A 14,088-nucleotide genomic window follows, 5' to 3' on the forward strand; every position below is an offset into this window, starting at 1 on the left:
ATAAAAATTGTTTCAGGCAAACCACTTGATCAACCTGAATAAAGTTGCGTATTAAAATATGCGGGCAAGCCATAAGCAATACCCGCAATCGAGACTAAAAGCCGCTATCGTCTAAAGCGAAAGTATTTTTTCGATCTTTCCATTTTCCTTTTGTAAAATCAGGGAATTTTTGTGGCATATTTCCTTCTTTTAACGATTTGGTAGAAAGTGGCATAATTACACTCATGGTAACTGAATCATATACGTCAATAGGTGTTTGTTTTTTCTGTTTTACTGCCTGGATAAATCCATTAAATACGAACCAATCCATACCACCGTGACCTGCACCTACAGCTTCTGCCTCATATTTTTTCCAAAGTGGGTGATCGTATTTAGCAAACCATTCATCAGCTTTATCCCAGGCATGATCTTTTGATTTATGCTCGATGTGAACTGATTTGTTTACATCCATCCAAAGACCTTTTGTTCCCTGCACCCTGAAACCGATAGAATACGGCCTAGGTAAGTGGGTATCGTGACTTAACATTACGGTTTCACCGTTTGCACAGTTGATCAGTGTAGTGGTAACATCACCATTTTTATAGTTAATTTTAGCATTAGGATGGCCCGGCGACATTTCTTCTACGTAAGCGGCCAAACCTCTTGCTTTAGAACTGAACGATACCAGGCTGGTAAAGCTGTTTCCTCTGTTAATATTAGCGTATTGCATTAAAGGGCCAACACCGTGGGTTGGATATAAATCGCCATCCTGATCGATGTTAAACTGCGTACGCCATTGTGCCTCGCTCAATGCTTTTGGCCCGTACTCTACCCCACCGCCATAATAATCTTTACCGTTATTAAAAAGTACGTTTCTTAAGTTATGTTGGTAACCACCTTCAAGGTGCACCAGTTCGCCAAAAAGGCCTTGCCTAACCATGTTTAAAGCCGCCATTACATCTCTACGGTAACAAACGTTTTCTAAGGTCATGTAAGGCATGCCTGTTTTTTCTGAAGTGTTTACAATATCCCAGTGATCTTGAACACTTAAACCTGCAATTACCTCGCAACCTACATACTTACCAGCTTTCATGGCATCAACTGCCTGATCGCGGTGAAACTGCCATGGCGTTGCAATAATTACGGCATCAATATCTTTACGGTCTAAAAGTTTTTTATAAGCATCTAAGCCACCGGTATACTCTGTTGCTGCCGGTCTGCCTTTTTTGGCAATAAAATTACGGCAGATTTTAAGTGAACTTTCCTGGGTATCGCAAATTGCAACAATTTCTACATCATCTCTTAAGGCACCTTCAGAAATATGGCTCATACCACGTGCACCAACACCGATATAACCTACTCTTACTTTTCCACTGTCTGATGATGCAAATAAACTTCCGGTTGGCAGGATGGTTAAACCAGCAGCCGTAAATGCACCATTTTTGATAAAATCTCTACGTTCCATTTGTGTTATTTAAATATTTATTGTTTAGTTTTTTAATTGATCCGGTTAATACTGAACAAACGTTTTACTTGCTATTCTTTCGCACTTTTAAACACCAAAACCCATTTACTTACAGCGCATTAATGAGCTAAAGGTTTTTAAAAAGTTTTTGGTTAAAATATAATCTGTAATCTTTAATTCTTCCATTGGCATTATCTTGTCTGGGTAATAGCTTTAATCCTTTTATGGTGTAGTTTTTACCCAGGTCTATTACAATCTGGTGTGGTGGTTTTGGCGATTTAGATTCCCACTGTGTGTGCCAGATACTGGTAAACTGCAAATCGAAAACATTAGCGGCATTTCCATCATCGCCACCCAGTTCTTCACTATCGGCATATACTATTTTCCAGTCGCTGCGCGGAATTTCGTTCCCCTTATCATCAAGCAGTACAATTTCTGCAACCGAGGTATAAGGCTGTCCTTTTTGTTCAGATAGTGCTTCCAAACAAAAATAACGGGCGGTTACAGGTTTAAAACTAACCTGCTGCCATTTATTATTGTTCACAAAGCTGCCTTCAGCATAAGCTTGCTGTGCACCCGAAACCCATTTTTGGTTATCTTTTTTGTGCAGCTCAGGCTGTTTTTCGTTCACCACATCCAAAATCGGTTTATCTAAAAAGCTCAATGCTGGTTTTTCTGTTCCGAAGAGGTCGAACACCACCACTTCATTTTTTCCTTTTTTAAGCCAGCTGCCTGGTATTAGCATGGTTTGCGTTGGGCCGATATTCCAGTACCTACCCAAACACATTCCATTTAACCAAACTAAGCCTTTATTCCATTTACCCATATCGAGGTAAGTATCTTCTAATTTATCGGCATTAAAACTTCCCTTATAAAAAGCAGCTGCAGCAGGTTGACTGCCAAGTTTTTCGTAACGGAGCGGAATATTTACCTCACCAAGCCTGATGGGATAATTTTTCCAGCCTTTTAAAGCGGTCTGTTTTCCATTTTCAGTTAAGTATACCTCGCCATGGATCCCTTTCCGATCGTGCATCTGGTAACCGTAGTTTACCCTGCCCGTGGCTTCTACCAAAACCCGCAATACACTTTTGCGCGGGCGAGCGGGAATTTCGATACTGAATTTATTTTTTCTCCTATCCAGTTCGCCAATCTTTTTACCATCGATATATACCAATGCATAATCGTGAATGTCTTTAAACACCAGGCTCGATTTTTGGCCTGCGGCTAAATTGGTTTCGTACACTATACAACCAAAATCCTGGTCTAAATCTTCCATCAGCATTGCGGTATCGGCCAATACTGGTTTAGGCAAGTTTTTGGATAGTACAGCTATTGAAGAGAACGTAACAGCTTGTAGTTTCTGGATCTTGTTTGCTGCAGGTACATCTGGCAAAACCTCCCCTTCTTGCAGGTAATTGGCAAATAACTTACGGATGGCATAAAACTTTTCGGTTGTATTTCCGGCTTCATCAATAGGGGCATCGTAATCGTAACTGCTGGTTTGTGGCAGGTAAGGCGGTGCATTGGCACCACTGTAAGTACCAAAACTTGTTCCGCCATGTGCCATGTAAATACTAAATGATGCTTTATTATCGAGCATGTATTTTAACTCGGCTACAATACGCTGGGTATCGCCTTTGTGGTGCGGCCTGCCCCAGCTATCGAACCAGCCCGGGTAATATTCGCCACACATTAACGGCCCTGTAGGCTGTATGGCCCTTAAGGCTTTAAAATTAGCTTCTGGTCCGCTTCCAAAATTTACCACTGCGAACAAACCTTCGGGATGATCGTTTTTTAACTGCGAAGGCCCATCGCAATGAAATAAAGGAACAGTAAAGCCAGCTTCGTGTAAATTGGCTTTAATGATGTTCATATAATCTTTATCATTGCCATAGCTGCCATACTCGTTTTCTACCTGCACCATAATAATATTGCCACCGTTGCTAATCTGCAATGGGGCAAGCTGCTTGCCTACGGCTAAAAGGTACTTTTTGGCTCTTTCTAAAAAATATGGATGTTGTGTGCGCAAACGGATGCTCTTATCTTTTAGCAGCCACCAGGGGAAACCGCCAAACTCCCATTCGGCACAAGAATATGGTCCTGGCCTTAATATTACATACAAACCTACCTCTTTTGCCAGTTTACAAAATTCGGCAGCATCGCTCTGCCCTGTCCAGGTAAACTGATCGGGTTGTTTTTCGTGTATATTCCAAAATAAATAGGCACATACTGTATTTAAGCCCATGGCTTTCGCCATTTGCAAACGTTGTTTCCACTCGGCTTTTGGTATACGGGCAAAATGCATTTCGCCACAGCGTATTACATACTGCTTGCCATTAAGCTCAAAAGATTCGGCACCTATTGCAAAGGTGTTTTCTTTTTGGGCCCAGCTATTAATAGATAAGCTTATTAATAGCCCTAAAACAAGTGTTTTTGTAAGCAAATGGATACGCATTTGTGCTGGTTCTTTTCGGTTTTGTTGATTTGTATTGTTTAAAAGTAGAACAAGCAAATGAGCATTACAACATAAATATCAGCGCAAACGATTGACTAATTTTTACGTTACCAATTATCTAAGCCCAAAGCAAATCATCTATTTACTTGGCGTATTTAAGCTGTGCTGCAATGCCTTTGCCACAATTGCACATTGCCTGGCAAATGGTAATTAAAGCTTTTCGCCTTAGCCCTTTTACCACTATTTAAAAGGCTTTACACTTTACCAAGGCCATACTGTAGAAATAATAAAAAATATGAGGAAGTATTTCCACAAAGGCAGCGCAAAATGGGGAAATGAGGCAAAAACCTCTACAGTTTTATTTGCACACATATAATGGCGCAGAAGTTATTTTTTCACCTAAGCATTAGAGCTTAAATCAGGGTTTTCGAACCATTTAAAAGGGGTTCAATTGAAAATTTGATGGCAGGCTTACTTGCTATCCTATTTAAGATTACCAAATGAGAAAATTAGGGCAAGGTTTTGTCTACTACATTTTTAGAGGGTAATTTTAAATTTTAATATTCTCTTACAATTAACTGAAAACCTACCTAAATTAGAAAAGCTTATGGCGAATTCAGAAAGCGGCTACGCAAAAAAAGCCGCCAATTTAAAAGATTTAATTATCCGTTTAAAAACCCTTGGGGATGATTACAATCCTCCCAAACCCAAACTCTCAGTAGAAGCCTTAGAAATCTTATCTAAAAATGCCGACGATGCCACTCGTGCCCTAAGTTTGGTTTTGCCAGTTTATAGTAAAGCTGTTGATGAGCAAGAGCTCATTTTCAAATCTTTAAATGCATTAATTACCAGAAGTTATAATTATTTAAAGGCAGCTATTGATAATCCTGCCGAGCTACAAACTGCTAAAACACTTGCTGATCGTTTAAGAGGAATTGGGAAAAATAGCATATCCGCTGATGGTGCAACTGGTCCGTCTAAGTCGCGGGTATCATACGACAATAGAGTGGAGAATCTTAAACAATACATTGATGTGCTAACCACGAGTAAAGTTTACGAACCTACTCAAGAAGATATCAGTATTGCCTCTTTCCAAACCCTACTAACGAGTATGGAGAACAATATAACAGCTGTTGCGATTGCTAAGACACCTGTTGATGATGCACGGAGGAACCGATTTAATATCTTTCATACAGAACAAATCGGCTTGGTCGATACTGTATTAGGTGTTAAAAGTTATATTAAAGCATCTTTAAATATTGATCACCCCCAACGTAAACACATTTTAGCCCTAACTTTTACAAGAATGAACTTGTAAATATTTTTTAATATATCTCTATAATAGTTTGATTCAGGCTACCTTTTTTTAAAGGTAGCTTTTTTGTTGCCAAATTAAATTGTGAATTGTCAGAGCTAGATTAAGTCTATTAATATCTTATACTAAAACACATTATATGTAAAAAAAACTAAAATTACAGGTGATTATCGCGCTATATACATATGACCGACATAGTTTCGCGTAAAATTTAACAATTTAACTTTAAGTAACAGTTCTGTTGCTGTATGTTTGCCGCTTCATCCCTCTCATTTCTAAAAATTTAAATTAACGATGAAAAAAAACAATGCCCTTTTTATGCCCCTAAAGGCATTTGGATTCTGCTACCTAATGATAATGCTAATTATTGCGGGGTGCAAAAAAGACTTAACAAATGACTTACCAGACAATCAACTTTCAGAATTAAAAAACTGGTACGATATTGAAAAGGCTAAATCTACAGCTAAAACAGGAAGTTTACCAGGATTAACACCTCTTTGGAATACAGTGATTTCTTTCGAGGACAATAGAGGCAACCTAGTTTACGAAGTCTCATTAAGCAATCCCAATCACATTTTTTCAGCACTAACGGAAATAGACAAATCAAAATCTCAAGAATATGAGAAAAGAAGTTTATTCAAATTAGTCTTGATTAAAGATAAAAGTTCTGGCGCAACCAGTGGAGCGTACATGAACATTATTGCCGCAGACAATAAACAAAATCTTCAAGTTATACATTATAAAAAAGCGCCTGGGTTTAATGGTAACATCCAATATTACTATATAACCGGAGCTTTTAATACTGGTTGGCGTTATACAAATGGAAAGATTGATATGAAGTACACTACCTTCAATCCATTTGGTAAAGGTGTACATACCGAGACTACAATCCCATGTGGAAGCACTCCGCGCTACGGGAATTTTTGCTTTGAATTGGAGGGTGGAGGGCAATCATGTGAAACTAAGATCATTGGGTATGACCAAAAACTATGTCAGGTTATGAGCGATAATCCCTATGATGGTGAGGGTGAAGAGGGTGGATTCGTACCCGGAGGTCCGGAAGAACCAACTGATACTAGCAGGGGAAAAAACTTTGGGACAGATCCTAATTGTCTGAATTGTAAAGTACCTATAAGCGATAAGGAGGAGTTTTTAGCGTATTGTAGAGGCGCGGGCTTGACTGTTAAAGCTCCTTTCCATACAACGGTAACGCTTCAAAATGGAGAGACCTATGAAGGTACGATAACCGAAATAAGAGAGTCAAATGGAGAACTAGGCGCAGTTTATTTTGAGCCGGACGAAAGCTCCAGCCTGTTTGAGGTAGGGTACATTTATAAGATCAATGGCACTGTCCCTAGTTCTGGCAACAATTCCTCAGGTACACCTAGTACTCTTTACATCGGAACAGGTGGACAAATAGTAAGTTTTGAATCACAGTTTCCAGACTCAGGAGGTGGTTGGACGTATACAGAATCAAGCGCCCAGTTATTAACTAATTTATTAGGCTTAAACACAAGAGAAAGCATATTCCTAAGTAGTCATCAGGAAATAGCTAATGAAATAAAAGCCTATTTGGCCACCAATGCATATTCAATAGAAAGTAAGGAATTTGCTGGATGGGCAGTTATTTATATAATTGAAAATCCTGAAGTCCTTTTTAAAGAGCTGAGTGACAGTAATGCGCTAAATATTACTTTGCCAAACTTAGATGCTTCAGAATTAAACAGCTATCCAAAATTTAAAGCGTTAGTTAATGATTTACCAAATTTTCTTACTCATTACCCTAATATTCTTAAAGCTTTAAGTTTAACAACAGGGCTTACAGAAAAAAGAATTAAGGAACTAATGCAACCAGGAAAAGGCCCTAAAGTAATAGTTATCAATAACCTAAAAGATGCTGATGGTAACGATGTTGTAGGACAATTTGATAATAAAAATAAAATTTTGAAGATTGATAACGGATACGTTAACGATTTAGATATAGCTAATACCCCTACCAAATATCAGGCAATTGGTTTAATTTTGACAATAACGACATTACATGAATTTGTCCATTTTGGCAGAGATGCTAATAATTTACCTAAACGAATGGCGGGCGTGGTTACAGGTAAAGGTTCTTATGAAGCAGGCTGGTACTTCGAAGATATTATTACAGCCCCTGGTTCTAATAGATTAGAGCCTGCAAATGCACAAGAATGGTTAAGATATTATAGAGTAAAGTCCAGACAATAAAAATGATAAACAAAACATACCTTTTCCTGATATTTTTTTGCTTAATAGCATGTAAAAGTAGTATTAAATCACCTACTCTAGCAAGTGATACAAACAAAATTATAACCAAAATATTAGATGACAAACAACTATTTAAGGATTTAGTACCGAAACCAGATACTATATTCATCATTAAGACAAAGCTGGTTAACGAGAGTTGGCCAGTCAAAACTGATAAATTTAATCTTAGCTATATTAATTCTGATAAAAAGAATGAAGATATGATCAATCTTAGTCCAACTTCCTTTAATGATAATAGAATAAGAGTTGATTTTGGGAAAATTATTATTCAAAACGACACTGCAAAAGTTTCTTTTGGGCTCTATGAATTCCAAAAATTTATGATTTATGATTATAAATTAGCTTATAAACTGAGTCATTGGTCAATTTATAGTAAAACGAAAAGAACACATTAGGTTTATAATATTTATTTGACATATAATTTTATATAAAGGCTGTTTCGATTAATCGAAACAGCCTTTATATTTTAATCTTTAAGACATTGTTTTCTATAACTCAAATATGTTTTCGGGTTACAAATTATATAATCTATAATATCAATTTTTACTTTTTCGCAGGTATCAAAACAAATGCTTACAAAGAGTTCATCAACAGAATCTATAAAAAGTGGCCTCTCGTCACTGTAATTCAAAATGATTATACCATAAGCATTACACGCTAGTGCTAAACCTATTATTTGTTGCACATAGTTACCGCCTTTCTCAAAATCTTGAAATTTGTACCAAGAAAAAACATGCTGTTTTTCGTTTACAAATAACACATATCGTTCATTTTCATGATTGGGTAGTGGTTTACCACTGATACGTTTTAAAAATTTAAAAGAAAACTTAGCCTTACTTACATCTAAAGGCCGCTTGAACGCTTGATAACTGAACTTAAGCTCAGTTAAAGCAATTTGATTTTTCTGTGTTCGCATTTTGAAAAATTTAAATAAAAGCCCAGGTCACCGCGAACACAGTCGGAAAACCGATGAGTTGCCGGACTTTCACCGGTATGCCTAGGTATATTGTTTAAGAAAATTATTAATTGGATTTCTCCAACTGTGTTCGCATTATAAAAGTAAGAAAATAATTACCCATATTATAGAAAAATTAAAAACATTTTATAAAAACACAATCTATTTCTACTTATACTCTATGCTTTTTATGCACTCTCAAAACTTATTGGCAAACTGAAAATGACTAATCTTATAATACCCAAGAAAGAGGCTAATAGGAAATAGAATCTTTTTTAATGATTTTTTTTGTACCATTAATGGTATCTACTTCTATATAAATTGTAACATGGCTTTTAAGCTGAGTTGCTGTACTTTGAAATTCCGCGACTTTAACATCAGAATTATCTATAATTCTAGTCACTGTACGATTAAGATCGTAAAAGAACCAATTATTTTTTGTCCTAGAAATAAATTTAAATTTTGAAGTTGAAATAACATTGCTCCCATCAACTAGCTTTAGCCTAAGTTCCTGATAATGGGGTGTACTTTTTAGTACATAATTTTCATAGAAAGAGTCATAGGTCGCTTTCCAAAGAATTAAAACAGCGGGCAAATAAATAAATATGTTTTTGTTAATTCTGAATAACCTGACTTTACCTTCCCAAAGTTTTATAAAAACATATATCATATAAATTATGAAAGGAATATAAGCCAATAAAATCTGTAGATAAAATTGAGAAGATGAAGACACATTAGGATCAGTTAAGACACTTCCGAAAAGGAAGGATGTTGCAGCAAAAACAATGAGGCATAAGTATATCCATTTAAATCTACTTTTAATAAGTCCATTGCTTACTGCCGTAAATAAAAACATGACTGTTACGTAAAAGCAAATAAATGCAACAACCGATGGCGCGAACAATACTATTTCTGAAATTTCTAAATATTGAAAAATTGGGATCTTTAAACATGTTTTATAAAAAAAGTGAAGCTTTAAAATTCCATAAACAGAAGAAAGAATTAAAATATACCCCACTATAGACGGCAAAGATTCTAATAGCCCTTTTGTCTCCTTTGGTTCTTGGCTATTCTTTAAGTTTTTAAGTTGTTGTAGGGAGAGCATTATATAAAGTTAATCTAGTAAATGATATCCTTTTATTAAAATTTCTTGAATTTCTTTTAATCCAAATTCTATTGCCTTTTTAAAAATGGTTTTCTTCGCCTCAGAAGCAAGTTCTTTTAGTAATGGCAAGCTTTTCCTAGCAATTTTTGCAAAAAACTTTGATATCTTTCTTATTATCTCTTTTTTAGTACTGTTTTGGACTGTATCTCTTATCTCAATTGCATCCTGTATTAATTCTCTGTTTGATTCAGGATCTCTATTCAAAACATCGATGCATAGAATAGCAAATTGCTCAATAAGTAGTTGTCTTTCTAATTCAAAAGGGACAGAATCAGCATCTTCATCTAGTATTTCAAAATCAGCAGAATAAAGATCTTCATAATAATTCCTTATTTTATCTTTTGAATTCAACACTAAATCATTGTATGCATTAACGAATGAAATCCAGTTGATAAAATGAGCTTCTACATCTTTTATATAAACACCAAAAGTTGTTTTCGTTACTTTATTCGGATCATAAGGTAACATTTCAATTGAGCATTTAACGCCTACGTTTATTGTATAATTAAAATCAAATACCTTAAAGCTGAAATCATGATCTCTTTCTTTATCGAAATATTCAAAAATCCATGCCTCAGTTTCTTGGTGTTCGACGAATGTTATAATTTCACAGTTTTCCTCGGCCAGCATTCTAAATTTAGGAAAATATTTTTGTAGGATTCGGATATAATTAAGTGCTAAATTTTTATAAGGCATAATTTAAATGTTAATGAAACAAATATAATAAGTCAACTATGCATATTTTCAGCTATTTATCGACAATTTGATTTTATAAACATTGGAAAGACTAATATTCTTTTCTATTTATAATAAATAATGACTTTCTTAACAAACACTTCCATCCTATCTTTTAACGACTGCAATTGTTCATAAGCAGCATCTATCCCCATCATTGGATCTTTAATCTGTAAACGCTCTAACCGCTTAGATTCGCCGCCACTAATTCTCTTTTCAAGTTCTAAAAACTCTTCAGGTGTTTGCCAACGTTTAATTTCAGGATCGTATATCCAATGCTTAGCAGCTTTTGCTTGCTGATAGATAGCATAGCAAGTTACCGATGGCTTCGCTGGTTCTTCATATTTATAGTTCTCCCGTTTCTGTTCTAACTCGCTTTTACGTATAAGTTCTTTAGGCTTCATTTTGCTAGTTTAAATATAGCTTCTTACTTCTTCTTACGTTCCTTAGGTTTGTCAGTAATTTGATTTAAAGTTGCAGCCTCTTTCAATAAATAGCGTTTTATAAGTTCGAATAACTCTTTCATACAATTTTAGTTTATGTAATACAACCACGTGTTTCTAATTTCACAACATCTGGCCACAACAAAAATACTAAAAATATTAGTAATTAAAATACCTGTTTTCAACACTCCTATTAAGTGTAATGACCAAGAAAACACTAGATCAATGCCTTAGTTTATTAAATCGACCCAATTATTATATTATCCTACCCGCGATTTATATTACTGCACCCGTGATTTATATTACCGCACCCGCGATTTACATTATCGTACCCGCGTTTTATATTATCGTACCCGCGTTTTATATTATTGCACCCGCGTTTTATATTATTGCACCCGCGTTTTATATTATTGCACCCGCGTTTTATATTATTGCACCCGCGTTTTATATTACCGTACATTGGATCGAGGAAATTTATTGGGACAAAAACCACATTTATCCTCAGCCAAAACACATATTAAATACATTATTTTGGCTGCCAATATTTTATTTATTCACAGCCAAAATTGTATATTATAAGTGTATTCTGGCTACAGATAATTTATTAACAAGGCGGGTTATATGACCAAGAACCACCCCCCCTCACCAATAAACCCAGTAGCAACGGAAATCCTTTTTATTGCTTAAGACCCATCTCTCCTATTATTGCTGCTGGTAGCACAAAATTTGCAATAAAAAGATTGGAGTGAATAACGGGGCTGCAGCACCCACGGAGGTAGAATGTTCGTTTTCAAATGAAAATGCGCAAACTAATTGCAGACTACCCAAACCTGCCGATGAAATTGGTATAAACTATACATAAAGGAGAAGAATTGGTTCTTACGGCCCAACCGATGAAAATGGCAACATGTAATAGAAGGTATTTTTTAATAGTCGAAACAAAAGACATTTGTCCTTCGACAAGCTCAGGATGACAATGTTTTTTGTTTCTTCTAATTGCAGCCCCCAACCCCTCCAAAATTAGGAGCGGAATTGGAGGCTACAAATAGGGGCTTCGACAGACTACCATTGAGAGATTCAAAAGAAAGGTTGTCATCTCGATCCGATAGCTATCGGATGGAATGCAACGGAATGCAGAGATCTTTGAATCAAATTATTGAAATGAAATTAAAAGATTTCTCCTCCAAAGGAGTTCCTTCGGAACACTACGGCCGAAATGACGATACTTCCAGATCATTTATCTCCTTAAAAACCTCCTGTCATTAATATTTTATCCCTTAGACTGATATTTTTAAAAAAATCAACTAAAAACCAAAACCTTCTGATACAACTTCCTGTACTTTACTTTTACGGAACTCTTTCATTGATTGTGGTTCTTTGGCCTCAAGCGTGGCAAAATCTACCACACCTGTTCTTTTTGCCCAGTCGAAATAGGCTACAGATAACCTGCTTACCACATCGTGGTTTTGCCTGGCTACGTTGGTGGTTTCGCCGCGGTCGGTTTCTAAATTGTACAGTTCCCAGTTGTAGCCTGGCCAGGTAGATACCAGTTTCCATTTACCAGCGCGTACTGCGCGATTGCCTGCACGTTCCCAAAATAGCGGTTCATCGCGCTTCAGTTCATTATCGTTACCAAACAACACCGGCAACAAACTTTTACCCGCCAGTGCATTGGGTGTAACACCCTGATAACTTTTAGGGTAAGTAGCCCCGGCCAGATCGTAAAAAGTTGGGGCAATATCGATAATATGGCCTGTACCTTTTTTTAGGGTACCCGGTTTAATTTTAGCCGGATACCAGGCAATAAACGGCGAGCTGATGCCACCTTCGTACATATAATCTTTAAAGGCTTTTAATGGCGAATTTGAAGCATAAGACCAGTTTTTGCTTTGCGACTCGTAAGAACCAATGGTACCCACTGGGCCCGAATTGCGCACTGCACCTTTATACCATTTTACCAGATCTTCTGCAGGGGCACCGTTATCAGAAATAAATAGGATGATGGTATTTTTATCGGCTCCGGTTGCTTTTAATTTATTTAAAACCTGGCCAATGCCCTGATCTAAACGATCTACCATGGCGGCAAAAATCTCCATCTTTTTGGCCCACTGGCTGCGCTGATCGAACGATAGTTTGTTCCAGTTATAGATATCGGCATCTTTCTCGGAGGTGGTAGAATTACCATCAATAATACCCAGTTCTTTTTGTTTTTTAATTCTTTCGGCACGGAGTACATCCCAACCTTTATCATAGCGGCCTTTGTATTTGGCAATATCTTCTGGCAGGGCATGTAGGGGCCAGTGTGGCGCGGTATAGGCTAAATACAGGAAGAAGGGTTTGTCTTTAGCGCTTTGATCTAAAAAGTTTACGGCATTCTCGGTAATTACATCGGTTTGGTAAAATTTACCCGCTTCTAATGGATAAGGTTTCCCATCAATGGTATATGCGCGTTTTTTACCCCCTTCATAATCGCCCTGATCGAAATAACTTCCATTTTCGGACATCATTACATGATCGAAACCGCGTTGCCAGGGAAAGCTTACATCTTTACCGGCCACGTGCCATTTGCCCGACATTAAAGTATTGTAACCCTGGGTTTTTAACACCTCGGCCAGGGTAAGCGATTCTTTATTGAGATAACCCTGATAGGCCGGAAGCCCCAAATCGTTGGCGAAATACCCCACCCCTGCTTTATGCTGGTACTGCCCTGTTAATAAGGAAGCACGTGTTGGTGCACAAATGGAATTGTTGTAAAATTCTTTTAGCCGAAGCCCCTCGTTGGCGAGGCGATCTAAATTGGGCGTTTTAATTTCTGAGCCATAAGCACCAAGATCTGAATAACCCAGATCGTCGGCCAGGATCAGGATAATATTAGGCTTTGCCGGCCTGGCATTTTGCGCAAAACCCTGGATGGCCATTAATGCACCTACGCATGTTAATATTACTTTGTTCATCTTTTTCTTTATTTAATGCTAAAAATTCTGATTGCCCCTATTATTTCCCTGTGCAGGCCGGGCGGGTGCGGTTTTAAGCAATTCGTAATCTACTACCCCATTTTCTGCAGCCCACTTTACATAAGCGGCTTTTAACTGCGCCACTATTTCGGGATGCTGAGCAGCCACATCGGCGTTTTCTGCCCTATCTTTTTCGATATCGAAAAGCTCATATTTTTCGGTTAAACCTGCCGGAGAAACGAGTTTCCATTTGCCCCATCGTACGGCTTTGTTGCCACCACGTTCCCAAAACAAGGGTGCAGCACGCTGAACGGTATCAGTTGATCCGCT

General features: G+C 37.1%; 10 protein-coding genes and 1 pseudogene. 3 read left to right on the forward strand and 8 right to left on the reverse strand.

Features of this window, described 5'->3' with window-relative positions; all coding sequences use genetic code 11:
* Positions 1 to 94 precede the first annotated feature (94 nt).
* Positions 95 to 1,444 (reverse strand): Gfo/Idh/MocA family protein, encoded by a 1,350-nt coding sequence (locus tag ASU31_RS22535; RefSeq protein ID WP_057934514.1) that lies wholly within the window; start codon positions 1,442 to 1,444, stop codon positions 95 to 97.
* A 127-nt stretch (positions 1,445 to 1,571) separates the two neighbouring features.
* The gene (locus ASU31_RS22540; protein WP_157258225.1) at positions 1,572 to 3,899 is read right to left on the reverse strand and encodes a beta-galactosidase; all 2,328 of its coding nucleotides are present in this window, start codon (positions 3,897 to 3,899) and stop codon (positions 1,572 to 1,574) included.
* 607 nt (positions 3,900 to 4,506) lie between these two features.
* Between ASU31_RS22540 and ASU31_RS22545 the strand changes: the two genes are divergently transcribed.
* The 3 genes from ASU31_RS22545 (at position 4,507) to ASU31_RS22555 (ending at position 7,901) form a co-directional block, all read left to right on the forward strand.
* Positions 4,507 to 5,217 (forward strand): hypothetical protein, encoded by a 711-nt coding sequence (locus tag ASU31_RS22545; RefSeq protein ID WP_057934516.1) that lies wholly within the window; start codon positions 4,507 to 4,509, stop codon positions 5,215 to 5,217.
* A gap of 291 nt (positions 5,218 to 5,508) precedes the next feature.
* The gene (locus ASU31_RS22550; RefSeq protein ID WP_057934517.1) at positions 5,509 to 7,446 is read left to right on the forward strand and encodes a hypothetical protein; all 1,938 of its coding nucleotides are present in this window, start codon (positions 5,509 to 5,511) and stop codon (positions 7,444 to 7,446) included.
* A 2-nt stretch (positions 7,447 to 7,448) separates the two neighbouring features.
* A complete protein-coding gene (locus ASU31_RS22555) occupies positions 7,449 to 7,901 on the forward strand; it encodes a hypothetical protein (protein WP_057934518.1) in 453 nt (150 codons plus the stop codon).
* A 71-nt stretch (positions 7,902 to 7,972) separates the two neighbouring features.
* Here the strand turns inward: ASU31_RS22555 and ASU31_RS22560 are convergent, their stop codons facing one another.
* The 6 genes and pseudogenes from ASU31_RS22560 to ASU31_RS27770 all read right to left on the reverse strand — a co-directional run.
* Positions 7,973 to 8,422, reverse strand: a complete 450-nt coding sequence (locus ASU31_RS22560; protein ID WP_057934519.1) for a JAB domain-containing protein — start codon at positions 8,420 to 8,422, stop codon at positions 7,973 to 7,975.
* A gap of 292 nt (positions 8,423 to 8,714) precedes the next feature.
* Positions 8,715 to 9,566, reverse strand: a complete 852-nt coding sequence (locus tag ASU31_RS22565; protein ID WP_057934520.1) for a hypothetical protein — start codon at positions 9,564 to 9,566, stop codon at positions 8,715 to 8,717.
* A gap of 9 nt (positions 9,567 to 9,575) precedes the next feature.
* On the reverse strand, positions 9,576 to 10,322 hold the full coding sequence (locus ASU31_RS22570; RefSeq protein ID WP_057934521.1) for a hypothetical protein: 747 nt from the start codon (positions 10,320 to 10,322) through the stop codon (positions 9,576 to 9,578).
* A 104-nt stretch (positions 10,323 to 10,426) separates the two neighbouring features.
* Positions 10,427 to 10,765, reverse strand: a complete 339-nt coding sequence (locus ASU31_RS22575; protein ID WP_057934522.1) for a hypothetical protein — start codon at positions 10,763 to 10,765, stop codon at positions 10,427 to 10,429.
* Positions 10,766 to 12,108: 1,343 nt separating this feature from the next.
* Positions 12,109 to 13,758: an arylsulfatase gene (locus ASU31_RS22585; protein ID WP_057934524.1), complete on the reverse strand. Its 1,650-nt coding sequence runs from the start codon at positions 13,756 to 13,758 to the stop codon at positions 12,109 to 12,111.
* Between the two features lie 18 nt (positions 13,759 to 13,776).
* A pseudogene (locus ASU31_RS27770) lies at positions 13,777 to 14,088 on the reverse strand (hypothetical protein); the annotation flags it as partial.

Origin of the sequence: Pedobacter ginsenosidimutans (assembly GCF_001442625.1) — a bacterium.
GTDB classification, from domain to species: Bacteria; Bacteroidota; Bacteroidia; order Sphingobacteriales; family Sphingobacteriaceae; genus Pedobacter; species Pedobacter ginsenosidimutans.

What these genes read in the sequence shown, in the direction of transcription:
- ASU31_RS22585 (WP_057934524.1), bottom strand. Translation starts at nt 13,758, where the DNA reads ATGAACAAAGTAATATTAACATGCGTAGGTGCATTAATGGCCATCCAG.
- ASU31_RS22560 (WP_057934519.1), bottom strand. Translation starts at nt 8,422, where the DNA reads ATGCGAACACAGAAAAATCAAATTGCTTTAACTGAGCTTAAGTTCAGT.
- ASU31_RS22570 (WP_057934521.1), bottom strand. Translation starts at nt 10,322, where the DNA reads ATGCCTTATAAAAATTTAGCACTTAATTATATCCGAATCCTACAAAAA.
- ASU31_RS22565 (WP_057934520.1), bottom strand. Translation starts at nt 9,566, where the DNA reads ATGCTCTCCCTACAACAACTTAAAAACTTAAAGAATAGCCAAGAACCA.
- ASU31_RS22550 (WP_057934517.1), top strand. Translation starts at nt 5,509, where the DNA reads ATGAAAAAAAACAATGCCCTTTTTATGCCCCTAAAGGCATTTGGATTC.
- ASU31_RS22575 (WP_057934522.1), bottom strand. Translation starts at nt 10,765, where the DNA reads ATGAAGCCTAAAGAACTTATACGTAAAAGCGAGTTAGAACAGAAACGG.
- ASU31_RS22535 (WP_057934514.1), bottom strand. Translation starts at nt 1,444, where the DNA reads ATGGAACGTAGAGATTTTATCAAAAATGGTGCATTTACGGCTGCTGGT.
- ASU31_RS22540 (WP_157258225.1), bottom strand. Translation starts at nt 3,899, where the DNA reads ATGCGTATCCATTTGCTTACAAAAACACTTGTTTTAGGGCTATTAATA.
- ASU31_RS22555 (WP_057934518.1), top strand. Translation starts at nt 7,449, where the DNA reads ATGATAAACAAAACATACCTTTTCCTGATATTTTTTTGCTTAATAGCA.
- ASU31_RS22545 (WP_057934516.1), top strand. Translation starts at nt 4,507, where the DNA reads ATGGCGAATTCAGAAAGCGGCTACGCAAAAAAAGCCGCCAATTTAAAA.